Origin of the sequence: Yersinia sp. 2541 StPb PI (assembly GCF_052217145.1) — a bacterium.
In the GTDB taxonomy this organism is placed as follows: Bacteria; Pseudomonadota; Gammaproteobacteria; order Enterobacterales; family Enterobacteriaceae; genus Yersinia; species Yersinia enterocolitica_E.
In genome coordinates, this window is sequence record NZ_JAZGQB010000001.1 from 2,079,265 (window position 1) to 2,104,089 (window position 24,825).

Below are 24,825 nucleotides of genomic sequence, written 5' to 3' on the forward strand. Positions count from 1 at the left end.
GTCACTTTTATGATGCATGCAGTTACTTTTCGCTTCTTTTTTTACTTTAGCGCCTGATTTCAGGAGGCTTGCGCGTAAGAATAGAAACGAAAAATAACGCCTAAGCCTCCCATCGTGGAGGCTTTTTTGTTTTTGCTCTATAGCATTTATGGCGACTGGAGTAAGGGTATCGCGGATGTGGTACCTTATTGATTTTGTATGAAAAGTTTAGTTTACTTATCGGATTTTAACTCATTATCTATATCCAACGTTATTGGAGTTGCTGGTAGGCAGCAAGCGAGTAAATCCCGATGAGCTTACATAGGTAAGTGATTCGGGTGAGTGAGCGTAGCTAACAACCCAGCAGCTTCAAGAACAAAGGATATAACTACAAGTGGGCCATACTGGCCAGAGGAAGAGAGAACAATGCCACATCTCGCAGAGCTGGTTGCCAAAGCTAAAGCAGCCGTAGAAGATGCCCAAGATGTTGCCGCGTTGGATTTGGTACGCGTCGAATATCTAGGTAAAAAAGGCCATTTGACCCTTCAAATGACATCACTGCGCGAGCTGCCAGCTGAAGAGCGCCCGGCAGCGGGGGCCGTTATTAATCAGGCCAAGCAGGAAGTACAAGAAGCGCTTAATGCACGTAAGGACAAGCTGGAATCAGCGGTCATGAATGCCCGATTGGCAGCCGAAACCATTGATGTCTCTCTACCGGGGCGTCGTATGGAAAATGGTGGGTTGCATCCGGTTACCCGCACTATCGATCGTATCGAAACGTTCTTTGGTGAGTTGGGCTTTTCCGTTGAGTCTGGCCCGGAAATTGAAGATGACTATCATAACTTTGATGCATTGAATATTCCGGCTCATCACCCAGCGCGTGCTGACCACGACACCTTCTGGTTTGATGCTACCCGATTGCTGCGCACCCAAACCTCGGGCGTGCAAATTCGCACCATGAAAACCCAGCAGCCACCTATTCGAATTATTGTGCCGGGCCGTGTGTATCGTAATGATTACGACCAAACGCACACTCCAATGTTCCATCAAATGGAAGGGCTGATTGTTGACCGTGATATCAGTTTCACCAATTTGAAAGGCACCTTGCATGACTTCTTGCGTAATTTCTTCGAAGAAGATTTGCAAATTCGTTTCCGCCCTTCCTATTTTCCGTTTACCGAACCGTCCGCTGAAGTGGATGTGATGGGTAAAAATGGTAAATGGCTTGAAGTGCTTGGTTGCGGCATGGTGCATCCAAATGTATTGCGAAACGTCGGTATTGATCCTGATATTTATTCAGGTTTTGCATTCGGTATGGGGATGGAACGCTTAACTATGTTGCGTTACGGCGTCACCGATTTGCGGGCATTCTTCGAAAATGATCTGCGTTTCCTCAAACAGTTTAAGTAAGGCGGGAATATCTCATGAAATTCAGTGAACTTTGGTTACGCGAATGGGTAAACCCAGCCATTAGTAGTGATGACCTGGCCCATCAAATCACTATGGCCGGGTTAGAAGTTGATGGTGTAGATGCGGTTGCGGGCGAATTCAATGGTGTCGTTGTCGGTCATGTTGTCGAATGTGGCCAACATCCCAACGCCGATAAACTGCGGGTGACCAAAATTGATGTAGGCGGTGACCGCTTATTGGATATCGTGTGTGGTGCACCGAACTGTCGTCAGGGCTTGAAAGTCGCTGTTGCGACTGTTGGTGCTGTGCTGCCGGGCGATTTCAAAATCAAAGCGGCCAAACTGCGTGGTGAACCATCAGAAGGCATGCTGTGTTCTTTCTCTGAGCTGGCTATTTCAGAAGATAGTGACGGTATTATTGAACTGCCTGCTGATGCGCCTATTGGTGTCGATCTGCGTGAATATCTGTATCTGGACGATAAAACCATTGAAATCAGTGTGACACCAAACCGTGCCGATTGCTTGGGCATTATTGGTGTCGCGCGCGATGTGGCGGTTGTGAATCAATTGCCATTAATCGAACCGGATATGAGTCCTGTTGCGGCTTCCATTACGGATACATTCCCAATCCATGTAGAAGCTCCGCAGGCTTGTCCGCGCTATCTGGGCCGAGTAGTTAAAGGGATTAACGTTAAGGCTGCGACACCATTGTGGATGCGAGAGAAACTGCGCCGCTGTGGTATTCGTTCGATTGATCCGGTGGTAGACGTTACTAACTTTGTGTTGCTGGAGTTAGGCCAGCCAATGCATGCGTTTGACCTGGACCGTATTGAAGGCGGGATTATTGTTCGCCTGGCGGCTGAAGGTGAAGAATTAACACTGCTGGATGGCACAAAAGCCAAATTGAATGCAGATACGCTGGTCATTGCTGATCAGCATAAGCCGTTGGCGATGGCCGGTATCTTTGGTGGTGAACATTCAGGTGTTAACGAAGAAACCCGCAATGTCTTGCTGGAATCCGCTTTCTTCAATCCATTATCAATTACTGGTCGTGCGCGTCGCCACGGTTTGCATACCGATGCATCTCATCGCTATGAGCGTGGTGTCGACCCTGCGTTACAGCATAAAGCGATTGAGCGTGCGACACGTCTGCTCATTGATATCTGTGGTGGTGAAGCGGGGCCGGTAATAGACGTGACCACGACCGCAGAATTACCAAAATGCGCCACCATCACGCTACACCGTGAGAAATTGGATCGGTTGATTGGTCATCATGTCCCTTCACAGCAGGTGAGTGACATTCTGCGCCGGCTCGGTTGTCAGGTGACTGAACTCGGTTCTGATTGGCGGGCAGTGGCGCCAAGCTGGCGCTTCGATATGGAAATCGAAGAAGATCTGGTGGAGGAAGTTGCCCGCATCTACGGTTATAACAATATCCCGGATGTGCCTATCAAAGCTGATTTGGTGATGACCAAACACCGCGAAGCTGATTTATCATTGAAGCGTGTAAAAACCGCTTTAGTCGATCGCGGCTATCAGGAAGCAATTACTTACAGTTTTGTTGACCCGAAAGTACAAGCACTTCTGCACCCACAGCAAGACGCATTAATTTTGCCAAGCCCTATCTCGATTGAGATGTCTGCGATGCGCTTATCATTGTTGACAGGTTTACTGTCAGCAGTGGTTTATAACCAGAATCGCCAGCAATCTCGCTTGCGTTTATTTGAAAGTGGGTTACGCTTTGTACCTGATAATACAGCAGATCTCGGGGTTAGACAGGATGTAATGCTAGCCGGTGTCATTGCTGGCCACCGTTTTGAAGAGCATTGGGATCTGGCGCGTCAGCCAATCGACTTCTATGATTTGAAAGGTGATCTGGAAGCAATTCTGGAACTTACCGGCAAATTATCTGATGTTCAGTTCCGTGCACAAGCACATCCTGCACTGCATCCAGGGCAGAGTGCTGCAATTTATTTAGCAGGGGAACACATTGGTTTCATTGGTGTAGTTCACCCTGAGTTGGAACGTAAGCTGAGTCTAAATGGTCGGACTGTGGTGTTTGAAGTGCAGTGGAACAAGCTCGCAGACCGCGCTGTGCCTCAGGCCAGCGAGATTTCACGCTTCCCAGCAAACCGTCGTGACATCGCCGTTGTGGTGGCCGAAAACGTCCCCGCAGAAGATATTTTGGCGGAGTGTAAGAAAGTTGGCGCAAATCAGGTAGTTGGCGTAAACTTGTTTGATGTGTACCGTGGCAAGGGCGTAGCAGAGGGCTATAAGAGTCTGGCTATTAGTCTGGTGTTGCAGGATACCGCACGTACACTGGAAGAAGAGGAGATCGCCGCTACCGTTGCAAGATGTGTAGAGGCGTTAAAACAGCGATTCCAAGCATCCTTGAGGGATTGAACCTATGGCGCTTACTAAAGCTGAAATGTCAGAACATCTGTTTGAAAAGCTAGGGCTTAGCAAACGTGATGCCAAAGATCTGGTTGAGTTATTCTTTGAGGAAGTACGTCGTGCTCTCGAGAATGGCGAACAGGTCAAACTGTCTGGCTTTGGCAATTTTGATCTGCGAGACAAGAACCAACGTCCGGGCCGTAATCCGAAGACGGGTGAGGACATTCCTATTACGGCGCGCCGTGTGGTGACTTTCCGTCCAGGGCAAAAGCTAAAAAGCCGGGTAGAGAGTGCTACTCCAAAAGAGTAAGTATTTCCCCAAACAAAAGGCCGCGCAAGCGGCCTTTTTCTTGCCTGCACCTCATTGAGAAACATCGATTTTATTTTATAAGTGCCCACATCATGACCGCAGGTTGGGGCCATTTCCCTTTATTTGTATTTCTAGCTTAGCCTTAAGGTGGGGTCACAGAAACCAGTGGGGGTTGATTGGAAATGGAATTTTCAGCATTTAGTTTGTCTAGTCTACAACCGTTGCAAAAGCATTAATCTAGAGTAGGATTTGTCATGTTTCTGCTAATGTTCGGTGGAGTGGCACCATTCATTCTATAACATTTTTTTTAATTAAATTGTAAAGACTATATTAATCATTACGTGATAATTAATTTTTGCATCCAAATTAGATTGGCTGAGATTATATTTTCATGAAGTACTTAAGTTAGCACTCAATATTTTATTCTAAATAAATTAGACTATTCTTATTGAATGCCAGTTTTATACTTATTTTTTAGGATGTAATCTAACGCAACTGATGGTTATCATAATGCATCCTTGGGCCGCCACCGCCACCGCCACCGCCACCGCCACCGCCACCGCCACCGCCATGCGGTGGGAATATACAGCAAGCTGATAATGTAGTGCTTAATAAGAGTACTATTGTCATTAACGTTATACGTTGCATTTTATTTGTCTCATCTTTTATTATCCGGCAATGCTTGGATTATAATTCAATACAATAAATGTCACTGTCAGATAAACGTTAAGATATGTTAGGAGTGGTAGTAAATGAAAATGTCCGACTTGTAAGAACTGTATGTATTGCGTAAGCAAGATGAAATGAAAATGAAAAGAGCGGATTGTCTGATAGATGGTTTTTATTTTCGCTGATATAAATTTAATAACTGTTAAATAATACATTCGGATGTATATGAAAAAATATCTGCTATTACTTGGGGTGTTGGCATTAATGCCATCGTTTGCACAGGCAGACGTATCACTTGACATCAATATACCCGGAGTCAGCTTACATCTAGGTGATCAGGACAACCGTGGCTATTACTGGGATGGTTATGATTGGCGTCCGCCACAGTGGTGGCATGAACATCGTGGTGGCCATATTGGTGACCGCAATGACCGTGGCTATTATTGGGACGGGGGGCGTTGGCAACATCCACAACCGCAGGATGGCCATAACCCGTTCCGTGGGCAGCAAGGTAGTCAACGCCATAATGAACGCAGCGATTACGGTAATTCGCCACAGCACAATAATGGCAGTGATAATAATGGACGCGGCCAGCCAGTGAATAATAGCCGACAGGGTAGTGGTGCTAAGCAAGGCGGGCCAAATAATAACGATAATCATAATGGTCAGCCACTCTATCCATCGCAAAATAAGGGCCATCGTTGACAGTAAGTAACCGATGAATGCAGGCTTTGTCGCTAAAATCATCGACAGAGTTTGCGTTCTCTTACCATAAAAAAGTCTTATTCTTCATGCAAAACTTCCCCTTATCGCGTTAACCCCCTACTATCTGTAGCCTAGCTATGGGTATCAGCCCCTAATATTTATGAGACATCTTCAGGTTAATCCTGAGGCAGCGACCGAGGATGTAATGCAGACCAGTCAGTTATTTACTGCGCTTCAACAGCGGCAACAACAACGTGATCACCGTTACCTCAAGGGATTGGTGGTGATACTTTTTTTTGCGCTGGTAGTCAGCTTGTGTGCTGGAGATGCGTGGATTTGGCCCACTCAGTGGTTTGGTGAAAGCGGGCAATTATTCGTCTGGCAGTTGCGTTTGCCCCGAGCCTTAGCCGTAATGATGGTTGGTGCAAGTCTTGCGGTTGCGGGTGCTGTAATGCAGGCATTGTTTGAAAATCCATTAGCCGAACCCGGTCTGCTGGGGGTGGCGAATGGTGCAGGTGTTGCATTAGTTATGGCGGTCTTGCTAGGGCACGGGTTATTACCGATCTGGTTTTTAAGTGGCTGTGCTATTGCTGGAGCCTTACTTATGACGGTTCTGCTGTTAGGTTTCGCTCGCCGGCGTTTGTTGACTAACGCTCGTCTGTTACTGGTTGGTGTTGCATTGGGGATCGTTTGCAGCGCGGTGATGACATGGGCTGTTTATTTCAGTACCAGCTTGGATTTACGCCAGTTGATGTATTGGATGATGGGGGGATTCAGCGGTATAGATTGGCGACAGCAGGGATTGGTCGTAGCATTGGTGCCGATCGTGGTATGGCTTTGTTGCCAGGGGCGAGTGCTCAACTTTATGTCATTGGGTGAGCAGCAAGCCAGGCAGTTGGGGATCCCACTCCATTTATGGCGGAATTTATTAGTACTGGCTATAGGATTGCTGGTAGGTATTAGTGTTGCTCTGGCTGGTGTTATCAGCTTTATTGGCCTGGTTATTCCCCATATCTTGCGATTGACCGGTTTAACTGACCAACGCCATCTACTAAGCGGATGTGCACTAGCTGGCGCTGGAATACTGTTGTTTGCGGATGTTATCGCACGTATCGCTCTATTTTCGGCTGAGCTGCCCATTGGTGTGGTAACCGCAACGTTGGGTTCGCCATTATTTATCTGGTTGCTGACACGAGTGAAAAGTGTAAAGTGATCTGCCTTACACCTATTGATACTCTTGTAAGTTCATCTGTATATCATCGCTGAATAAGGATCCTTCCTGATGAGTAATCCAATTTATTCCATTCCTGTTAAAACCATTGAAAGTGAATCTATTCTGCTGGAAAAGTATAAAGGCTCAGTGCTGTTGGTGGTTAATGTGGCTTCTCAGTGTGGTCTGACTAAGCAGTATGAAGGGCTTGAAAACCTCTATAAAACATATCATCAGCAAGGTTTTGAAGTCTTAGGTTTTCCGAGTAATGAGTTTGCGGGGCAGGAGCCTGGCAGTGATGAAGAGATCCAAGCTTTCTGCCGTGGCACATTTGGGGTTGAATTTCCGATGTTTAGTAAAATTGAGGTCAATGGCCCGCAACGGCACCCTTTGTACCAGCAATTGATTGCGGCTAAGTCTGTTGCAATAAAACCGGAAGGGAGCGAATTTTATCAACGGTTAGCCAGTAAGGGGCGTGAGCCAAAGCAACCGGGTGATATTCTGTGGAATTTTGAGAAATTCCTGGTTAGTCGTGATGGCGAAGTTCTTGAGCGTTTTGCTCCCGATATGGCACCAGAAGATTCGATTCTAATCAGTGCAATTACTCAAGCGTTAGCCACCAAATAATTTACCGACAACAGGTTTATTTTGATGCTTTTGCAACTCAGCAATGTCCATGTCGAAACCCGCCTTGCGCCTTTTTCTGCCCAGGTAGCTGCTGGGTTGCAAATTCATTTGATAGGTCCCAATGGTGCAGGGAAAAGTACCCTGTTGGCCGCTCTGGCAGGCTTGTTGCCTGCTCGTGGTGATATTTTACTGGCCGGGCAACCACTGCCTATCTATGCAGGGCACGACTTGGCCCGTTCACGAGCCTATCTAAGTCAACAGCAATCGGCTCTGACTCTAATGCCGGTTTTCCAATATCTGGCTCTCTATCAGCCAGCCGGTGCTGCTTTGGATGCTGTAGCGGCAACGATTGGTTATCTCTGTAAAAAATTACGATTAACCGATAAATTGCCAAGAATGTTATCGCAACTTTCAGGCGGCGAGTGGCAGCGTGTTCGGCTCGCGGCAGTATTCTTGCAAGTTTGGCCGGATATCAACGCTGACAGCAAGCTGTTATTGCTTGATGAACCCTATACCGGGCTTGATGTGGCGCAAAAAGTGGCACTTGATAGTCTGCTTGCTGAGTTTTGTGCGGCTGGGCGCAGTGCTATCATTAGTGCTCATGACCTTAACCACACCTTGCAACAGGCTGATCAGGTTTGGTTAATGTCTAAAGGGGACGTGCTTGCACAGGGTGGGGCTAAACAGGTAATGGAGGCAGATATTTTATCTGATGTGTTCGAAGTGGAATTTCAAATACATAGTTTTGATGGCCAGAATTGGATTATTACAAAAAGCATATGATACTTACATTTAGCTACTAAGTTTTATTGGGAGTATAAAATTAATAACCTGCATCTATAATTTGCATTAATATTTATTATGGTGCTTATTTTTCTTTTTCTCCACAGAAGAAATCAATTAAATCATTGCGATGAAATATCCCACAGTGTTGTATGTTAATTGATTGATTTTACTATGAAAAAAAATTCCTTTCTTCGTGAAATACCCTTTCTGAATATATCAGCAAAAAAACGCTATCTTAAGGTTTATTTAAGGTTAATGGACTAGAGTTGACCCTAGCAGACCACAGGTTTATCTGATGGGCGTTTAGTTTTCGTTAACTTAAGTGAGCATATAGTTGCCGACAGCTCTGGTGTCCTAAGGGATTATTCAATGCAGAATTTTTTGCCATTTTCACGTCCGTCAATCGGTACGGACGAAATTAATGCGGTCATAAATGTATTAGGCTCAGGTTGGATAACTACTGGCCCACAGAATCAACAGTTAGAAACTGATTTTTGTAAGGCATTGGGTTGCAAGCATGCTATTGCTGTCAGTTCGGCCACTGCGGGAATGCATATCACCTTGATGGCCTTGGGTATTGGCCCAGGGGATGAAGTTATTACCCCGTCTCAAACGTGGGTTTCTACTCTTAATATGATTGTGTTGCTGGGCGCTGAGCCGGTAATGATTGATGTTGATCGCGACACTTTAATGGTAAATGCTGCGGATGTTGCAGCAGCTATCACCGCAAAAACCAAAGCCATTATCCCGGTGCATTATGCCGGCGCTCCCTGTGATCTTGATGCTTTGCGTTTAATTGCTCAGCATCAAGGTATCCCATTGATTGAAGATGCGGCCCATGCTGCTGGCACCCGCTATGGTAATCAATGGATTGGCGAGAAGGGCACCGCTATTTTCTCTTTCCATGCCATTAAAAATATGACTTGTGCTGAAGGCGGCTTAATTGCCACTGATGATGATGAGCTAGCCGACAAAGTACGGCAACTTAAGTTTCATGGCTTGGGTGTGGATGCCTTTGATCGACAGCTACAAGGGCGTAGCCCACAGGCCGAAGTTATAGTGCCTGGTTATAAATATAACTTATCTGATATTCACGCAGCGATTGCGGTAGTGCAACTCAGGCGTTTACCTGAAATCAATGCTCGTCGCCAAGAATTAGTTGCCCGCTACTATAAAGCATTGAACGATTCCCCCTTGCAACCCCTGGCGGTTCCCGACTATGCCCATCTCCATGCATGGCATCTGTTTATGGTGCGTGTTGATGAAGGTCGCTGCGGAATTAGTCGCGACTCACTGATGGAGCGGTTGAAAGAGTCAGGAATTGGTACTGGTCTGCATTTTCGTGCCGCCCATACTCAAAAGTATTATCGCGAACGCTATCCACAGTTGCACTTACCCAATACCGAATGGAATTCCGCCAGATTATGCACATTGCCCCTTTTCCCCGACATGCTAGACAGTGATGTTGACCGGGTAGTTGATGCATTGGCAACTATTATAGGGCCGCACCGTGTTACAAAATGAGCAAATCAAAAAAGTATCAATAGTTATCCCTGTTTATAACGAGCAAGAGAGCTTGCCGGCATTAATAGAGAGGACGTCGGCTGCCTGTAAGTTACTCACCCAACCTTATGAAATTATTCTGGTTGATGACGGGAGTAGTGATAGTTCTGCTGAAATTTTGACAACAGCGGCGAACCTACCTGAAAACCACATAATCGCAGTTTTGCTAAATCGTAATTATGGCCAACATTCAGCCATTATGGCTGGATTCAATCAGGTTAGTGGTGATTTGATCATTACACTTGATGCTGATCTGCAAAACCCGCCGGAGGAAATCCCACGGCTGGTCGGTGTGGCAGAAGAGGGCTACGACGTCGTCGGGACTGTGCGCGCTAATCGGCAAGATTCGCTGTTTCGTAAAACAGCCTCCCGTTTGATTAATCTGATGATTCAACGTGCTACAGGTAAATCTATGGGTGACTATGGCTGCATGTTACGAGCCTACCGCCGTCATATCGTAGAAGCAATGTTACACTGTCACGAACGCAGTACCTTTATTCCCATTCTGGCAAACAGCTTTGCCCGCCGTACCACTGAAATTACAGTTCATCATGCTGAGCGCGAATTCGGTGACTCAAAATACAGCCTGATGAAGCTCATTAATCTTATGTATGACTTGATAACTTGCCTGACAACGACCCCATTACGTCTGTTAAGCCTGGTGGGCAGTGTCATTGCACTTTCTGGTTTTACTCTTGCTGTGCTGTTAGTGGTTTTGCGTTTGGTATTTGGCCCGGAATGGGCGGGCGGCGGTGTCTTTACGCTCTTTGCCGTGTTGTTCATGTTCATCGGTGCCCAATTCGTTGGTATGGGGCTACTCGGTGAATACATCGGTCGAATTTATAACGATGTGCGCGCGCGCCCACGTTATTTCATACAGAAAGTGGTCGGGGCAGAGCATACCGACAATAATCAGGAAGTAGAAAAATGAAAGCGATTGTATTTGCCTATCATGATATTGGCTGTGTAGGTCTAAAAGCACTAGTAGAAGCTGGTTACGATATTCAGGCAGTATTTACCCATACTGACGATCCTAATGAGAATCGTTTTTTCTCTTCAGTGGCCCGGGTTGCTGCTGATTTAGAACTTCCTGTATTTGCACCGGATGATGCCAATCATCCGTTATGGGTTGAGCGCATTAAGCAATTACAGCCGGATATTATTTTCTCTTTCTATTATCGCAATATGCTGTGTGATGAAATTTTGTCGTTAGCACCGCAAGGAGGATTCAATTTACACGGCTCCTTGTTGCCGAAATACCGAGGGCGTGCTCCGATTAACTGGGCGCTGGTTAATGGGGAGACCGAAACAGGTGTAACCTTGCACCAAATGGTAAAAAAAGCTGATGCAGGCCCAATTGTGGGTCAGCACAAAGTTACCATCAGCGATACAGATACTGCATTGACATTACATGCAAAAATGCGTGAAGCGTCGCAAGAGTTGTTACGTGATTTATTGCCAAAAATGAAGCGTTCTTCACTGCATCTGACACCACAAAAAGAAGCTGATGCCAGCTATTTTGGCCGTCGAACTGCTGCTGATGGAGAGGTCAATTGGCAAAAGTCAGCATCAGATATCAATAATTTAGTTCGTGCCGTGACGGAGCCTTATCCCGGTGCATTCAGCTATCTTGGACAGCGTAAACTCATCATCTGGCGTGCGCGGCCGCTGAAGATGGCACACGGAAAGTTACCCGGCACCATACTCTCAATTTCACCTTTAGTTGTCGCCTGCGGTGAAGGTGCGCTGGAGATTGTTACTGGTCAGGGAGACGCTGGTTTGTATGTTCAGGGCAGTCGATTAGCCCAAGAAATGGGCATTGTCACGGATGTGCGTTTAGCTAATAGACCAAGCAATGCTTTGAAAAGACGTACCCGTGTACTGATCCTTGGTGTGAACGGCTTCATTGGTAATCACTTAACCGAACGCTTGTTGCGTGATGACCGTTACGAAGTCTATGGTCTGGATATTGGTTCTGATGCTATTAGTCGTTTCTTGGATAACCCTTTCTTCCATTTCGTGGAAGGCGACATCAGTATTCATTCCGAATGGATCGAATATCATATTAAAAAATGTGATGTCATTTTGCCGCTGGTGGCTATTGCGACGCCAATTGAATATACCCGCAATCCACTGCGTGTTTTCGAATTAGATTTTGAAGAAAATTTAAAGATTGTTCGCGATTGCGTTAAATACAATAAACGTATTGTCTTCCCATCCACTTCTGAAGTTTATGGTATGTGTGATGACAAAGAGTTTGACGAGGACAGTTCGCGACTGATTGTTGGGCCAATTAACAAACAGCGCTGGATATATTCGGTATCCAAACAATTATTGGATCGTGTTATCTGGGCTTATGGTGCGAAAGAAAATCTCAGATTCACATTGTTCCGCCCATTTAACTGGATGGGGCCACGTCTGGATAACCTTGACGCTGCTCGTATTGGCAGTTCCCGCGCCATTACACAATTGATATTAAATCTGGTTGAAGGCTCTCCTATTCAACTGGTTGATGGCGGCGCGCAAAAACGCTGTTTTACTGATATTCATGATGGCATTGAAGCGCTATTTCGCATTATTGAGAACAATGATGGCTGCTGTGATGGTCAGATAATCAATATTGGTAACCCGACGAATGAGGCTAGTATTCGCGAATTAGCGCAAATGCTGCTGAGTAGTTTTGAAAAACATCAATTACGTGGTCACTTCCCACCATTTGCTGGCTTTAAAGATATCGAAAGCAGTGCCTATTATGGTAAAGGCTACCAAGATGTCGAATATCGCACCCCCAGCATCACGAATGCGCGACGTATTTTACATTGGCAGCCAGAAATCGCTTTGCAGCAAACTGTCAGCGAAACCTTGGATTTCTTCCTTCGTGGTGCTGTACTCGAACTGGGTGAAACCCAAAAGGATGAGCATTATCTATGAAGCAAGTTGGACTAAGAATTGATGTGGATACCTACCGTGGAACAAAAGAAGGTGTGCCATCATTACTTGCTGTATTGGAACAGTATGATATCAGCGCCAGCTTTTTCTTCAGTGTTGGTCCAGATAATATGGGGCGTCACTTGTGGCGCCTTTTCAGACCTCGTTTCTTGTGGAAGATGTTGCGTTCTAATGCCGCTTCGCTTTATGGCTGGGATATCTTACTGGCCGGAACCGCCTGGCCGGGTAAAAAAATCGGTAAAGACCTTGGCTCATTAATGAAAGCCACGCTACAAGCAGGGCATGAGGTTGGTTTGCATGCATGGGATCATCAAGGCTGGCAAGCTAAGGTTGCATCGTGGTCAACACAACAGCTAACTGAGCAGGTTCAATGGGGTGTGGATGAATTACAGAACAGCATTGGGCAGCCAGTAACTTGTTCCGCCGCTGCTGGCTGGCGTGCAGACTCGCGGGTGTTAGCCATCAAGCAACCGTTCGCTTTTCGTTATAACAGTGATTGTCGTGGTACTCACCCTTTCCGCCCCCTATTACCTGATGGCAGTCTTGGCAGTGTACAAATTCCTGTTACGTTGCCAACGTACGATGAAGTCGTAGGGAGTGAAGTGCGGGCTGAGGATTTTAATAATTTCATCATTGAAGCTATTTTGCGTGATAGAGGTGTCTCGGTTTATACCATTCATGCTGAAGTTGAAGGGATGTCTCAGGCAGTAATGTTTGAGCAATTATTAGTCCAGGCCAAAAAACAAGGTATCCAGTTTTGCCCGCTTCGAGAGTTATTACCCGATGATTTAGATTTATTGCCGATAGGGACAGTCGAGCGTACCACCTTTCCTGGCCGAGAGGGTTGGTTAGGGTGTCAGACAAAAATTAAGGATGTCGGATGAAACTGTTAAAAGGAGGCGGGGCAGCACTGTTGGCGTTGTTTTTTGCTTTGCTATACCTATTGCCAATCAATAGTCGTTTACTGTGGCAACCTGACGAAACTCGCTACGCTGAGATTAGTCGGGAAATGTTGCAACGTGGTGATTGGGTTGTGCCGCATTTTCTGGGGATCCGCTATTTCGAAAAGCCTATCGCTGGATATTGGTTTAATAATATTAGCCAGTGGATATTTGGTGACACTAATTTTGCCGTCCGATTTGGTTCCATTTTTAGTACCGCGCTGAGTGCAATCTTAGTCTATTGGTTAGCGACTTTATTGTGGCGTAACCGCTCTACATCGGTACTGGCGACATTAATTTATCTCTCCATGTTGTTGGTATTTAGTATCGGCTCCTATGCGGTATTGGACCCGATGATTTCATTATGGCTAACCGCTTCAATGGTCTGTTTTTATCTCACATTGCGGGCCGAAACTTTGGCGCAGAAGGTTGGGGCTTACCTTTTGCTCGGCCTTGCCTGTGGCATGGGCTTTATGACTAAAGGTTTTCTGGCGTTGGCCGTGCCGGTTATTTCGGTATTGCCTATTGTCATACAGCAAAAGCGAATAAAAGAACTCATCATTTTTGGCCCGATAGCGATATTGGGTGCGGTAATCTTGAGCTTGCCGTGGGCATTGGCCATCGCGCAACGTGAACCCGATTTCTGGCATTACTTCTTTTGGGTTGAACATATTCAGAGATTCGCTGAAAAAGATGCTCAACATAAAGCCCCCATTTGGTATTACCTGCCTATTCTTTGCATCGGTGTATTGCCGTGGTTGGGGTTATTACCGGGAGCGTTACTTAAAGGGTGGCGTGAACGGGTGGCAAAACCAGAGCTGTTCTTTTTGCTCAGTTGGGTCGTCATGCCGTTGTTATTCTTCAGTGTGGCTAAAGGAAAACTCCCAACGTATATCTTGCCATGTATGGCTCCACTATCTTTACTGATAGCGGCATATGCAACAGATTGCGCCAGTAACATGCGTATGCGCGCGCTGAAAATAAATGGTGCAATAAATCTTATTTTTGGATTAGTTTGCGCGCTGGCGGTGTTAGTTATTGGTTTGAATTTGGTAGGGCACTTGGTCGCCTATGGGCCACAAGAGCAGCAGAAAGTAGTGTTGGGGATAGTCGCCTTTACTGGATGGGGGTTGGTGGGGCTGATTACATTGTATAATAACGCCCGTTATTGGCGTTGGGCTGCCGCCTGTCCATTATTGTTGGTTTTGCTGGTGGGTTACCTGATTCCTCAACAGGTTATTGATTCCAAACAGCCGCAAAATTTTATTCAGAATAATTTTGATGCGTTGAGCAGCAGCCGCTATGTGCTTACCGACAGTGTGGGTGTAGCGGCAGGGTTAGCCTGGCAACTGAAACGTAGCGATATACTGATGTTCAGCGAAAAGGGCGAGCTGTCTTATGGGCTGAACTATGCTGACAGCAAAGATAAATACATTAGCAATAAAGATTTTAGTGAATGGTTGGCTCATGCAAGGCAGCAAGGTGACGTGTCGTTAGTTGTGCAATTATCTCGCGGTGAGGACATCTCTACCCATTATCCGGTAGCCGACAAGGTTAATTTAATGAATCGTTTGGCACTTTTGTGGTACCAAAAGACACCATGACAAATTATTTGCTATTGATAGTTGTCAGTTTATTGACCTGTGCGGGGCAACTGTGTCAGAAGCAAGCTGCACAATGTTGGGGGCAATCTGGTGAAAAACGGCTTGCGCCCACACTGCGTTGGCTTGCTATCGCAGTGATATTGCTGGGCTTAGGAATGGTGCTGTGGTTGCGTTTATTGCAACATCTGCCTTTGAGTGTGGCTTATCCGCTATTAAGCTTTAACTTTGTGCTGGTGACCTTGGCCGCGCAGTTGTTTTATGGAGAAAAGACAACTTCTCGCCATTGGTTGGGTGTTGCTGCCATTATGTTTGGCATCCTTTTGATTAGTTGGCATTTATGAAAGGTTACCTGTGGGGAATAGGCAGTGTGGTGTTGGTGACCATGGCCCAACTCATGTTGAAGTGGGGGATGATGCATACTCCATTAATATCGTTGGCAGATATTAATGGTCAGTTTTTAGCACATCATCTGACACAATTAATGGCGGTAACTTTCGGGCTAGTCGGCTATGCAGTATCCATGTTGTGCTGGTTTTTTGCCTTAAGGTATTTGCCACTCAATCGAGCCTATCCATTACTGAGTCTTAGTTATGCGCTGGTCTATTTAGCCGCTGTATTGCTACCCTGGTTCAATGAGTCGGCGACGTTACTAAAAACGTTAGGGGCGGGGTTTATCCTACTGGGGATATGGCTGATTCACACCAAACCCATAAAAAGTGATTAAATCTATTATCTCATTCATATAACTTGTTTTTTCCAGACTCGATAGCTAAATTAGCTCTACTGGTACCTCTCGCTGGCCAGATATAGCGCCGAATAGCTTGCTGTGCGGTGGATTGGCTAAGCCTTACTCTGGTGATATCTCGATGCGGATGCGTTTCTGGATCTTTTTGGTCAGTATGATTCTTGCTGGTTGTAGCAGCCATGCTCCAACACCGAGTGGTCACTTATCAGATTCTATTGTGGTAGTCGCTAAACTGAATGAACAACTGCGTCAATGGGAAGGAACGCCATACCGTAATGGTGGGCTGGATCAAAGTGGTGTTGATTGTTCAGGGTTTGTTTACCGCACATTCCGTGATCGTTTTGATATGCAATTACCCCGAACAACAGCAGCGCAGACCACCTTAGGCACTAAAGTCTCTCGTGATGAACTCATGCCTGGCGACTTGGTGTTTTTCAAAACTGGCAGTGGACAAAATGGGCTGCATGTCGGTATTTACGATACTAATGATGAATTTATTCATGCCTCAACGAGTAAAGGTGTGATCCGTTCATCGTTGGAAAATGTTTACTGGAAACGTGTGTACTGGCAAGCGCGTCGCATTTGATGCATTTTCGATATAGTTCTTAATCAATACAGAATGAATCCTCGAACCTAAAGATATCGGCGTTGGTTATGTTATCTTAATAGCTGCTTATTTTGGTTCGGAGCCGCGTTTATGTCATCCCTTCGCTTACTCATTTCTGATTCTTATGACCCCTGGTTTAATCTGGCGGTAGAAGAGTGCATTTTCCGTCAGATGTCCCCGGATCAGCGAGTGCTATTTTTGTGGCGTAATGCTGACACCGTGGTGATAGGCCGTGCTCAGAATCCATGGAAAGAGTGTAATACGCGCCAAATGGAGCAAGATGGCGTGAAGCTGGCTCGGCGCAGCAGCGGCGGCGGGGCGGTATTTCATGATTTGGGCAATACCTGTTTCACCTTTATGGCGGGTAAACCTGAATATGATAAAACGGTCTCCACTCAAATTATTCTTACTGCGTTAGCCTCGCTCGGAATTCAGGCCACCGCTTCAGGTCGTAATGATTTGGTGGTTAAGAACGGTGATGATGAGCGCAAAGTTTCTGGCTCGGCGTATAAAGAGACCAAAGATCGTGGTTTTCATCATGGCACATTGTTATTGAGTGCGGATCTGAGTCGTTTGGCCGATTACCTTAATCCTGATCCGAAAAAATTGCAGGCCAAAGGGATTACATCAGTGCGCTCCCGAGTCACCAATCTGGTGGAGCTATTACCGGGAATTGAGCATCAACAGATTTGTGTCGCCATTGAGCAGGCTTTTTTCGATTATTATAATGAAAAGGTGCTGGCGGAAAGAATCTCCCCACAAGCATTGCCCGACCTACCTGGTTTTACCGAACAATTTGCGAAACAGAGTAGCTGGGAATGGAATTTCGGTCAGGCCCCCGCCTTTAGCCACTTAGTCGATACCCGTTTTATTTGGGGCGGAATTGAACTGCATTTTGATGTATTACAGGGTGCCATCGCTCGCTGCCAAATCTTTACGGATAGTTTGAATCCTGCTCCGCTGGAAGCTTTGGCTGAGCGGCTACAAGGGACGGTGTATCGTCCCGAGGCTATTAACGTTGTTTGTCAGCAATTAAGCGATGATTTTCCTGAGTCACATGCTGAGCTGTTGCAAGTTAGTCACTGGCTGGCTGAGGTATTACGCTGATGACCCCTTTTAACTTTATTCAATCAGATAGCGCTTCAAAATCTGAGAATACGCCTCAATTTAATAATAGCTACGGGCAGCAATTGAGCGGTTTTTATACTCACTTGCAACCAACGCCGTTAAAGGGGGCACGCTTGCTGTACCACAGTTCCCCGTTAGCGCTGGAGCTTGGGCTGGATGAGAGTTGGTTTAGTTTGCCGAAAGCCAGCGTATGGGCAGGAGAGGCTTTGCTACCAGGTATGGAGCCGCTGGCACAAGTATATAGTGGCCACCAGTTCGGCGTATGGGCAGGGCAACTCGGGGATGGCCGTGGGATTTTGCTCGGGGAACAACAACTCAGTGACGGCCGCAGTATGGATTGGCATTTGAAAGGCGCAGGGTTAACCCCTTATTCCCGCATGGGAGATGGGCGGGCCGTTTTGCGCTCAGTCGTCCGGGAGTTTTTAGCCTCCGAAGCATTGCACCATCTAGGAATACCTACCAGCCGTGCACTGACCATTGTTACCAGCGAACATCCTGTTTATCGTGAGCAACCAGAGCGTGGGGCGATGTTATTACGCGTGGCTGAAAGTCATGTTCGTTTTGGCCATTTCGAACACTTCTATTATCGACAGCAGCCTGCACAGGTCAGACAGTTGGCTGATTATGTTATTGCTCGTCACTGGCCGCAATGGGCCGGTCAACCGGAAAGTTACCTGTTGTGGTTTACTGATGTGGTAAAACGCACGGCACGTTTAATCGCTCATTGGCAAACGGTCGGTTTTGCTCATGGTGTGATGAATACCGATAATATGTCGATTCTTGGTATTACCATGGACTATGGTCCATTTGGTTTTCTTGATGACTATGTACCGGGATATATTTGCAATCACTCTGATCATCAGGGGCGTTATGCTTTCGATAATCAGCCAGCGGTCGCACTATGGAATCTGCATCGGTTGGGGCAGGCGTTGTCCGGCTTAATGTCGGTGGAGCAGCTACAGTTGGCACTAGAGGCTTATGAGCCAGAGTTAATGGCAGCTTATGGCCAACAGATGCGCGCTAAACTAGGTTTTGTCGAAAACAGCAGCCAGGATAACGAGTTACTGACAGGATTATTGAGTTTGATGATTCAAGAGGGGCGAGATTATACCCGTACATTCCGCTTGTTGAGCCAGGTTGAAATGCATTCGGCGCAATCGCCACTACGTGATGATTTTATCGATAGAGCCGGTTTTGACAGTTGGTACCACCGTTATCGTACACGTTTGCAACAAGAGCTGATTGACGATGTTCAGCGTCAGCAATTGATGAAAGCGGTTAACCCGAAATATATATTGCGTAACTACCTGGCACAGCAAGTGATTGATCACGCTGAAAAGGATGATATTCAACCTCTACAGCGGTTGCATCAGGCATTACAACATCCTTTCGCAGAGCAACCTGAATTTGATGACTTGGCGGCATTACCTCCTGACTGGGGGAAACATCTGGAAATCTCCTGTTCCAGTTAGTTGGTTGCATATCCAACGTATTCAGTGACTCGGGTGAGTAACAACCGCTAACTTAGCGGTGGCTTCAAGGATGAAAGGTATTTCAATCACTCCTACTCGTCGCTAACAGAAGACGTTTTACCGGCTGGACTCCCCGGCACTCCGCAACTGTTGTAGAACTTGGGGTGTTTGCAGGCCAAAACTCAGTAATGCCCTATCATCAAGTACCAGTAATCGTTGCTTTTTACCCGCAGGAGTCAGAGCTACTCCCGGTAAGCGCCATATATTATCAATGCCACCCAGTGATTTAACGCTATATGACGTAACAATCAGCAGGTCAGGAGCACTGGCGATAATCCCTTCTTGTGATAAAGGGCGATAGCCGCTGAATTTTTGCATGGTGTTGTTCAGGCCTGAAAGGCGAAATAAGCTATCCGCAGCAGTATTTTTACCCGCAGCCAGCGGCGGTAACCCCGCGTGGCTTAGGATAAATAGAACCTTTACCGGCAATGGTGTGGAATCTATCATTGCTAGCTGTTGCTGGTAGTGATTGATCAGTTGTCGGCCTTTCTGTTGCTGATTAACTGCGGTGGCAATCAACTGAATTTTAGTTACCACTGTTTGTGGCGAGCTGTCCGCGGGAATAAGTATGACCTTTACCCCATAGTCAGTGATTTGCTTCAGCGCTCGTGACGCTGAAGCCTGCTTACGACATAACACCAACGTAGGTTGTAACGCGAGAATGCCTTCGGCATTGAGTTGTCGCAAGTAACCCACGTCGGGTAAGGTTTTCAATTCACTGGGGTGCTGGCTGGCACTATCCCTGGCCACCATGTTGGCACCTACGCCTAATGCGTAGGTGATTTCAGAGATATCACTACCGAGTGTGATAATGCGTTGGCTGGCAATGCCACTGATTGGAATTATAAGGGCAATAAATATTAGCCATTTATTCATCAGCGGAGCCTATGGCAGTCAATTCAGCCAGTTGCTGATGCCAGTGGTGCTGCTCTGGTTGGCCTTCGCTACGTTGCCCAAATAATTGCAGAATATGATTACCTTGAGTATCCAGCAGCTCCAGACTTGAGATGTAACCCTCTTTGGTCGGTTTGCGTGTTACCCAACTTTCTGCAATGGCATTCTCATGCAGGTGCAAAGCAAAACGGCGGTTAAGCACACTCATCCAATGAGGCGGCGGTGTTTGCTTCCCCTGACAGGCAATAAATTGTTCTATCACGCCAGTGAAGATCTGCATACACCCGGTGTTACCGACAAAGATCATCACTTCATTCTGGCAAGCCTGTGCCGCATATAAAATTTGCCTTAATGCTTTATTATCAACCGGATAAGCCAGATCATCACCGACAGACCGGAAGGCTTGCCGGCGGGTGATTTTATTGCGTTTGAGTAGCATAAAGAACTGATGGATATCGTTCATCTTGCGCCATTCATTATCTATCGCAGCGTTATCAATGGCTGTCTCTTGAGTTAACGCCTTTTCTGCGGGGGAGAACACCAACCGCGCATTGGTTTCACAGCGATACTTTTCTACCAACTGCTGCCATGCGTTAAGGTCTGTTTCTTCGGTACAGTAGATTTGATGGATTGCTTTGCCTTGCAGATTACAGCAGTGAATACTCAATTGCTTACCCTGTGGTGTCTCCTCGCTCAGGCTAAAAATGCTGTCCCATTGGCGGAAAAACAGCCTTAAATCCAGCGCGCGTGGATTAAGAACCAAGCCTAGGTGACCGTGCAAGCGCAAATTCTGATACTCACCCCAATGCTCATGTATTGCATAATCGTTACGGGTGATCGATTTAGTGACACCGACACTGGCTAACTCAGTCAGCAGTCTATCGGCACTGATATCCAGGCGTTCCGCATCCTGTCCTACCCGCGCATAAAATAGCTCGGCTTCACTGATATTTATCATGAGGGCAATATCGTGTAGAGGCTTGCTGGGGTGTTGCTGCCGAATGTTGAGATAGTGTTGGTAATGTGATGTTTCCATGAGTCGCTTCCTTGTGATTACCACTGATAGCTGATTAATAGTTTGGCATTACGACCATCCTGCGGGATTGCTTGTGGTGAGTAGTGCACCTTATTGAATGCATTACCCAACACTGCGGTGGTGGTGAGGCTATTCAAGCTGCCAGCCCCACGGTAGCTTAGGTAAAAGTCATGGACCGCATAACCAACTTGCGGCGCATAGGAACGGCGTGACGACGTTTTGGCATCGTTATTTTTCATAAACTTGGTGTTTTCTGCCATTGTCAGGATCCAGCCAGTGCTAAAACCACTGTTGGCAATAGGGATATTAAGCCTGCTGGTGACGGTATCTGGATTGATACTGTTAATAAATTGGCGGGTGTCGAGATTAATAGCACGAGTGCGGTTATAGGCCAGCGCCCAGTCAATCCATTGATTTTGGTAATCCAATGACACATCCCAACCCCAGCTTTTACTGCGCGGGATATTGATATAGCTGGAGCTCATCATATTGACATGATTGGTAATGCGGTCTTTAGCGTGGATATCAAAATAGCTGGCTTTAAATTTAACTGAATCATTATCGGCGAATAGATTATCAAAATGCACCCCGAACCCCGTTTCGCGGGTGACGTTGCTTTCTGGCCTTAAGTTTGGATTAGGGAACCAGTAATTAGAGAACCATCTGGTAGAGAAGTGTAGCGAGTTGTTATAAAGCTCCGCTAGCGTTGGGGTACGAAATGCCTGACTGTAAGCGCCAAACAGCATCAACCAATCGGTTGGTTCAATCGTAATTGCCCCTCGTGTTGACCAGTTTTTTGCCTCCTTATCAGCAAATCCTATGCGGCTGTTTTTATAACTGTCGAAGCGGCTGCCTACCAGCAAGGTAACGGGTAAATCACGCAGTGTAACTTCGTCTTGCAACCAACCGGAGGAGAATTTGATTTCAGCGGGGGGAAAACTACGAATAACGCCGATTGGAACTTGCTCTTGATGGTAGGCTTCCACACCATAAGTGAACAAATGTGCGACTGGGCTGTAGGCAAATAGCTTACTGTTATTTTCCAGCTTTATGCCGTGGGTGATCTGTTTACGGCGGCCTGAGCCCTCGCGATTGACGTCATCGCTAATATTGATCTCGGAATAGTAGAGTTGGCTGGTGGCATCCAACCAATCAAGGTGTTGTGGTTGCAGGCGGTAGGTTAACTCGGCATCACGTTGAAGGGTGGAACGATTCATCATTGGATTTTTATTAAGTTTTAAGTCAGGCGTACTAAGGTTAGCCATGCGCGGTTCTAGTGCTTGGTTATTGTAATAACGCAGGGCGGTGGTTAACGATTGGCTGTCAGAAAGATAGGCGGTGCCCTTAAACATCAAGCTGTTAATCGTTTCATCATTCGGCGCTTCATTACCGTTGCCGTGGTAAATATTGCCGACCTTACGTTTACTTAGCGCAATAACGCCGTCAAGACTCTCTGTACGGCCAAAAATGGACATCCCAGAGCCGATACTGTGATAACCCGTGGCACCATAACCGCTGACTCGGAAACCAAGATTTTGGCCCTCTGCCAGCAAATCGGCCGCATCAATGGTCTGGTAAGCAATCACCCCGCCCATGGCGCCACTGCCAAACCTTGATGTTGATGGGCTACGAATGATGCTGACCTGCTTTATCAGGGCCGGATCAAGGAAAGTACCACTGATATTGGCCCCCGTGATGCCCTGACGAATACCATCAATGAGCACCAGCACACCATACTGATCATAGCCTCTGATATTAACGTTCTGTCCATTGGTGCGCCCAACACCGCTAACACTCACACCGGGTACGTTTTGCAGCATTTCTGCGGCGGTGGTAGCAGTTTGTTTGTCTGGTAATGCAGCATCAATGACGGTGACTGTGCCGGGGGTGTTGAAACTGTCAGTCGCCGGTTGAGTTCCGGTAACAATAAGGGTGTGATTCTTACTGGCAGGTGCCGAATGAGCTGTTGCCAGCGGGGATAACGCCACGGTTATTGCCAGACTGCATAAAGACAAACGAAAAAAACGAAGCATAAGCAACTCTCCCTATGTTATTAAACATAATCAATAAGTTGCTGGCTGCCTGAGTATTCAATATAAGGTGGCTGGCGTAGTGGATATTTTTTGCAAATAGGATCGAGTGACTAAAAATTATTTAGTCAGTATTAGTTTTCCTGCTTTGGTTTGGCGCAAATAATAGAACTGCCCTTGGTGATTGATCACCACGACATCATGTTGACCAAGCAGTTGTCCGCTATTGATACAGGATAATTGCAACACCGCAGGAGATGGGGTTGGTGTGCAATTTACGGCTTGATTAGGATAGGTGCCCTTGCGCATAAGAAGTATTCTTTAGAGTATCCAGTTAAGTGATAATCATTATCATCTTCATCTGTGGATGGTTTCAATAACAATCTCTATTACTTTTTATGTTAATTCCTTTATTTTGCTTAGTAATTAATATTTTGGATAGATAGTTTAGAATTGATTTGTAAAAAGGGAGCTTGAGCGGAATGAGGGGGCGTGGACCATTTAATCCAGTGATAGAACAGAGTCAATGTAGCGTGTTAACCCATTCTATCACTGTGTGTTAATTAAAACCGGCTGCTGACAGCAATGGCCAATAAGTTCAATAACTGTTCAGTATCGGCCCAATTCAGGCAAGGGTCGGTAATGGATTGTCCATAGATCAAGGGCTGACCCGCAACAATTTTCTGCGAGCCCTCAATCAGGAAGCTTTCAGCCATCACACCGACAATAGCGCTAGAACCGTTACGGATTTGCTGCCCGATATCAGCGGCAACTTCCAACTGGCGGCGGTGCATTTTCTGACAATTACCATGGCTAAAATCGACCACCAGATGTTCCGGTAAATCGAATTCACGCAGGCTGTCACAGGCTGTGGCAATATCAGATGCACCATAATTAGGCTGCCGACCGCCACGCATAATAATGTGCCCATGCGGGTTGCCGCTGGTTTGGTAAATCGTCATCTGGCCGTTTTTATCCGGGGATAAAAACATATGGCTGGCTTGCGCGGCACGGATAGCATCAATTGCAATGCGGGTATTGCCGTCAGTGCCATTTTTGAAACCCACCGGGCAGGAGAGGGCCGATGCCATTTCTCGATGAATCTGGCTTTCCGTGGTACGTGCGCCAATGGCCCCCCAACTGATCAGGTCGGCAATGTACTGACCTGTCACCATATCAAGGAATTCGGTGGCAGTAGGTAGACCTAACTCATTAACTGCCAATAGCAGTTTGCGCGCCATCTCAATCCCTCGATTGACCTGACATGAGCCATCCAACGCCGGGTCAGAAATTAACCCCTTCCAACCCACGACGGTGCGCGGTTTCTCGAAATAGGTGCGCATGACGACTTCCAGGCGATCCTGATAGCGCTCGCGTAATACATTCAGTCGGGTGGCGTAATCAATGGCGGCATCAAGGTCGTGAATCGAGCAGGGACCGACAACCACTAGCAAGCGGGAGTCTTCGCCGGTGAGGATCTTTTCAATTCGTTTACGTGACGCTGTCACGTTATCGGCAATGCTGGCAGAAATCGGTAATTTTTCCGCCAGTTGTTGTGGCGTGATTAAGCTATCGATGCGCGCAGTCCGCAGTTCATCTGTTTTGTGCATGGAAATTCTCTAAATCTGTTCTTCTCTACGGCAGGAATACCGGGAAGTGATGGCGATCACAATAAACCAAAACTAAATGAATTCAACCGCCACGGCC

At 46.6% G+C, this 24,825-nt stretch carries 24 protein-coding genes and 1 other annotated feature; of the genes, 18 read left to right on the forward strand and 6 right to left on the reverse strand.

Going from position 1 to position 24,825, the window contains the following annotated elements:
• Window positions 1-8 precede the first annotated feature (8 nt).
• Window positions 9-131: a sequence feature (Phe leader region), on the forward strand.
• From pheM to ihfA, 4 genes are all read left to right on the forward strand, one after another.
• Window positions 13-57 (forward strand): pheST operon leader peptide PheM, encoded by a 45-nt coding sequence (gene pheM / locus V1953_RS09225; protein WP_223300610.1) that lies wholly within the window; start codon window positions 13-15, stop codon window positions 55-57. It overlaps the preceding feature by 45 nt.
• Before the next feature lie 274 nt (window positions 132-405).
• A complete protein-coding gene (gene pheS, locus V1953_RS09230; RefSeq protein WP_083158696.1) occupies window positions 406-1,389 on the forward strand; it encodes a phenylalanine--tRNA ligase subunit alpha in 984 nt (327 codons plus the stop codon).
• Window positions 1,390-1,403: 14 nt separating this feature from the next.
• A complete protein-coding gene (pheT, locus tag V1953_RS09235; protein WP_442850844.1) occupies window positions 1,404-3,791 on the forward strand; it encodes a phenylalanine--tRNA ligase subunit beta in 2,388 nt (795 codons plus the stop codon).
• 4 nt (window positions 3,792-3,795) lie between these two features.
• Window positions 3,796-4,092, forward strand: a complete 297-nt coding sequence (gene ihfA / locus V1953_RS09240; RefSeq protein WP_002211830.1) for an integration host factor subunit alpha — start codon at window positions 3,796-3,798, stop codon at window positions 4,090-4,092.
• A gap of 486 nt (window positions 4,093-4,578) precedes the next feature.
• Here the strand turns inward: ihfA and V1953_RS09245 are convergent, their stop codons facing one another.
• Complete coding sequence (locus V1953_RS09245; RefSeq protein ID WP_442850845.1) at window positions 4,579-4,740, reverse strand: hypothetical protein; 162 nt, start codon at window positions 4,738-4,740, stop codon at window positions 4,579-4,581.
• A 246-nt stretch (window positions 4,741-4,986) separates the two neighbouring features.
• Here V1953_RS09245 and V1953_RS09250 point away from each other — a divergent pair, with 246 nt between their 5' ends.
• The 14 genes from V1953_RS09250 to V1953_RS09315 all read left to right on the forward strand — a co-directional run bounded on the left by V1953_RS09250 (window position 4,987) and on the right by V1953_RS09315 (window position 19,098).
• Window positions 4,987-5,466: a DUF2502 domain-containing protein gene (locus tag V1953_RS09250; protein ID WP_420073407.1), complete on the forward strand. Its 480-nt coding sequence runs from the start codon at window positions 4,987-4,989 to the stop codon at window positions 5,464-5,466.
• 205 nt (window positions 5,467-5,671) lie between these two features.
• Window positions 5,672-6,679 (forward strand): vitamin B12 ABC transporter permease BtuC, encoded by a 1,008-nt coding sequence (gene btuC, locus V1953_RS09255; protein WP_083158699.1) that lies wholly within the window; start codon window positions 5,672-5,674, stop codon window positions 6,677-6,679.
• Window positions 6,680-6,748: 69 nt separating this feature from the next.
• Window positions 6,749-7,303 carry a glutathione peroxidase gene (locus tag V1953_RS09260; protein ID WP_083158700.1) on the forward strand — a complete coding sequence of 185 codons (555 nt, stop codon included), beginning with the start codon at window positions 6,749-6,751 and terminating at the stop codon, window positions 7,301-7,303.
• A 24-nt stretch (window positions 7,304-7,327) separates the two neighbouring features.
• Window positions 7,328-8,086 (forward strand): vitamin B12 ABC transporter ATP-binding protein BtuD, encoded by a 759-nt coding sequence (gene btuD, locus V1953_RS09265; RefSeq protein WP_193784652.1) that lies wholly within the window; start codon window positions 7,328-7,330, stop codon window positions 8,084-8,086.
• 372 nt (window positions 8,087-8,458) lie between these two features.
• Window positions 8,459-9,613 (forward strand): UDP-4-amino-4-deoxy-L-arabinose aminotransferase, encoded by a 1,155-nt coding sequence (arnB, locus tag V1953_RS09270; RefSeq protein ID WP_083158702.1) that lies wholly within the window; start codon window positions 8,459-8,461, stop codon window positions 9,611-9,613.
• Window positions 9,600-10,583, forward strand: a complete 984-nt coding sequence (gene arnC / locus V1953_RS09275) for an undecaprenyl-phosphate 4-deoxy-4-formamido-L-arabinose transferase (protein ID WP_083158703.1) — start codon at window positions 9,600-9,602, stop codon at window positions 10,581-10,583. Before arnB ends, arnC begins: the two co-directional genes overlap by 14 nt.
• Window positions 10,580-12,583, forward strand: coding sequence for a bifunctional UDP-4-amino-4-deoxy-L-arabinose formyltransferase/UDP-glucuronic acid oxidase ArnA (arnA, locus tag V1953_RS09280; RefSeq protein WP_083158704.1), 2,004 nt, complete (start codon window positions 10,580-10,582; stop codon window positions 12,581-12,583). The genes arnC and arnA overlap by 4 nt, the downstream gene beginning before the upstream one ends.
• A complete protein-coding gene (arnD, locus tag V1953_RS09285; RefSeq protein ID WP_083158705.1) occupies window positions 12,580-13,485 on the forward strand; it encodes a 4-deoxy-4-formamido-L-arabinose-phosphoundecaprenol deformylase in 906 nt (301 codons plus the stop codon). Before arnA ends, arnD begins: the two co-directional genes overlap by 4 nt.
• Entirely contained in the window at window positions 13,482-15,146 is a 1,665-nt protein-coding gene (arnT, locus tag V1953_RS09290; RefSeq protein WP_372569236.1) for a lipid IV(A) 4-amino-4-deoxy-L-arabinosyltransferase, read from the forward strand. The genes arnD and arnT overlap by 4 nt, the downstream gene beginning before the upstream one ends.
• Window positions 15,143-15,487, forward strand: coding sequence for a 4-amino-4-deoxy-L-arabinose-phosphoundecaprenol flippase subunit ArnE (arnE, locus tag V1953_RS09295; protein WP_083158706.1), 345 nt, complete (start codon window positions 15,143-15,145; stop codon window positions 15,485-15,487). Before arnT ends, arnE begins: the two co-directional genes overlap by 4 nt.
• Entirely contained in the window at window positions 15,484-15,870 is a 387-nt protein-coding gene (arnF, locus tag V1953_RS09300; RefSeq protein ID WP_083158707.1) for a 4-amino-4-deoxy-L-arabinose-phosphoundecaprenol flippase subunit ArnF, read from the forward strand. The genes arnE and arnF overlap by 4 nt, the downstream gene beginning before the upstream one ends.
• A gap of 142 nt (window positions 15,871-16,012) precedes the next feature.
• Window positions 16,013-16,477, forward strand: coding sequence for an NlpC/P60 family protein (locus tag V1953_RS09305; protein ID WP_083158708.1), 465 nt, complete (start codon window positions 16,013-16,015; stop codon window positions 16,475-16,477).
• Between the two features lie 111 nt (window positions 16,478-16,588).
• Window positions 16,589-17,605, forward strand: a complete 1,017-nt coding sequence (locus tag V1953_RS09310) for a lipoate--protein ligase A (RefSeq protein ID WP_372569235.1) — start codon at window positions 16,589-16,591, stop codon at window positions 17,603-17,605.
• Entirely contained in the window at window positions 17,605-19,098 is a 1,494-nt protein-coding gene (locus V1953_RS09315) for a protein adenylyltransferase SelO (RefSeq protein ID WP_083158710.1), read from the forward strand. The genes V1953_RS09310 and V1953_RS09315 overlap by 1 nt, the downstream gene beginning before the upstream one ends.
• A gap of 117 nt (window positions 19,099-19,215) precedes the next feature.
• On the opposite strand, the gene V1953_RS09320 is transcribed toward V1953_RS09315, so the two are convergent.
• From V1953_RS09320 to V1953_RS09340, 5 genes are all read right to left on the reverse strand, one after another.
• The gene (locus tag V1953_RS09320) at window positions 19,216-20,034 is read right to left on the reverse strand and encodes a heme/hemin ABC transporter substrate-binding protein (RefSeq protein ID WP_372569234.1); all 819 of its coding nucleotides are present in this window, start codon (window positions 20,032-20,034) and stop codon (window positions 19,216-19,218) included.
• Complete coding sequence (locus V1953_RS09325; protein ID WP_442850846.1) at window positions 20,027-21,088, reverse strand: hemin-degrading factor; 1,062 nt, start codon at window positions 21,086-21,088, stop codon at window positions 20,027-20,029. The genes V1953_RS09320 and V1953_RS09325 overlap by 8 nt, the downstream gene beginning before the upstream one ends.
• Before the next feature lie 17 nt (window positions 21,089-21,105).
• A complete protein-coding gene (locus V1953_RS09330; protein WP_442850847.1) occupies window positions 21,106-23,121 on the reverse strand; it encodes a TonB-dependent hemoglobin/transferrin/lactoferrin family receptor in 2,016 nt (671 codons plus the stop codon).
• 117 nt (window positions 23,122-23,238) lie between these two features.
• Window positions 23,239-23,427, reverse strand: a complete 189-nt coding sequence (gene hemP, locus V1953_RS09335) for a hemin uptake protein HemP (RefSeq protein ID WP_083158714.1) — start codon at window positions 23,425-23,427, stop codon at window positions 23,239-23,241.
• A gap of 254 nt (window positions 23,428-23,681) precedes the next feature.
• Window positions 23,682-24,728: a 3-deoxy-7-phosphoheptulonate synthase gene (locus V1953_RS09340; RefSeq protein ID WP_083158715.1), complete on the reverse strand. Its 1,047-nt coding sequence runs from the start codon at window positions 24,726-24,728 to the stop codon at window positions 23,682-23,684.
• Window positions 24,729-24,825: the final 97 nt, after the last annotated feature.

What these genes read in the sequence shown, in the direction of transcription:
- btuD (WP_193784652.1), top strand. Translation starts at nt 7,328, where the DNA reads ATGCTTTTGCAACTCAGCAATGTCCATGTCGAAACCCGCCTTGCGCCT.
- V1953_RS09325 (WP_442850846.1), bottom strand. Translation starts at nt 21,088, where the DNA reads ATGGAAACATCACATTACCAACACTATCTCAACATTCGGCAGCAACAC.
- ihfA (WP_002211830.1), top strand. Translation starts at nt 3,796, where the DNA reads ATGGCGCTTACTAAAGCTGAAATGTCAGAACATCTGTTTGAAAAGCTA.
- arnE (WP_083158706.1), top strand. Translation starts at nt 15,143, where the DNA reads ATGACAAATTATTTGCTATTGATAGTTGTCAGTTTATTGACCTGTGCG.
- arnD (WP_083158705.1), top strand. Translation starts at nt 12,580, where the DNA reads ATGAAGCAAGTTGGACTAAGAATTGATGTGGATACCTACCGTGGAACA.
- V1953_RS09315 (WP_083158710.1), top strand. Translation starts at nt 17,605, where the DNA reads ATGACCCCTTTTAACTTTATTCAATCAGATAGCGCTTCAAAATCTGAG.
- V1953_RS09320 (WP_372569234.1), bottom strand. Translation starts at nt 20,034, where the DNA reads ATGAATAAATGGCTAATATTTATTGCCCTTATAATTCCAATCAGTGGC.
- hemP (WP_083158714.1), bottom strand. Translation starts at nt 23,427, where the DNA reads ATGCGCAAGGGCACCTATCCTAATCAAGCCGTAAATTGCACACCAACC.
- pheT (WP_442850844.1), top strand. Translation starts at nt 1,404, where the DNA reads ATGAAATTCAGTGAACTTTGGTTACGCGAATGGGTAAACCCAGCCATT.
- arnT (WP_372569236.1), top strand. Translation starts at nt 13,482, where the DNA reads ATGAAACTGTTAAAAGGAGGCGGGGCAGCACTGTTGGCGTTGTTTTTT.
- V1953_RS09330 (WP_442850847.1), bottom strand. Translation starts at nt 23,121, where the DNA reads ATGCTTCGTTTTTTTCGTTTGTCTTTATGCAGTCTGGCAATAACCGTG.
- V1953_RS09340 (WP_083158715.1), bottom strand. Translation starts at nt 24,728, where the DNA reads ATGCACAAAACAGATGAACTGCGGACTGCGCGCATCGATAGCTTAATC.
- V1953_RS09305 (WP_083158708.1), top strand. Translation starts at nt 16,013, where the DNA reads ATGCGGATGCGTTTCTGGATCTTTTTGGTCAGTATGATTCTTGCTGGT.
- V1953_RS09260 (WP_083158700.1), top strand. Translation starts at nt 6,749, where the DNA reads ATGAGTAATCCAATTTATTCCATTCCTGTTAAAACCATTGAAAGTGAA.
- btuC (WP_083158699.1), top strand. Translation starts at nt 5,672, where the DNA reads ATGCAGACCAGTCAGTTATTTACTGCGCTTCAACAGCGGCAACAACAA.
- arnB (WP_083158702.1), top strand. Translation starts at nt 8,459, where the DNA reads ATGCAGAATTTTTTGCCATTTTCACGTCCGTCAATCGGTACGGACGAA.
- arnA (WP_083158704.1), top strand. Translation starts at nt 10,580, where the DNA reads ATGAAAGCGATTGTATTTGCCTATCATGATATTGGCTGTGTAGGTCTA.
- pheS (WP_083158696.1), top strand. Translation starts at nt 406, where the DNA reads ATGCCACATCTCGCAGAGCTGGTTGCCAAAGCTAAAGCAGCCGTAGAA.
- arnF (WP_083158707.1), top strand. Translation starts at nt 15,484, where the DNA reads ATGAAAGGTTACCTGTGGGGAATAGGCAGTGTGGTGTTGGTGACCATG.
- V1953_RS09310 (WP_372569235.1), top strand. Translation starts at nt 16,589, where the DNA reads ATGTCATCCCTTCGCTTACTCATTTCTGATTCTTATGACCCCTGGTTT.
- V1953_RS09250 (WP_420073407.1), top strand. Translation starts at nt 4,987, where the DNA reads ATGAAAAAATATCTGCTATTACTTGGGGTGTTGGCATTAATGCCATCG.
- V1953_RS09245 (WP_442850845.1), bottom strand. Translation starts at nt 4,740, where the DNA reads ATGCAACGTATAACGTTAATGACAATAGTACTCTTATTAAGCACTACA.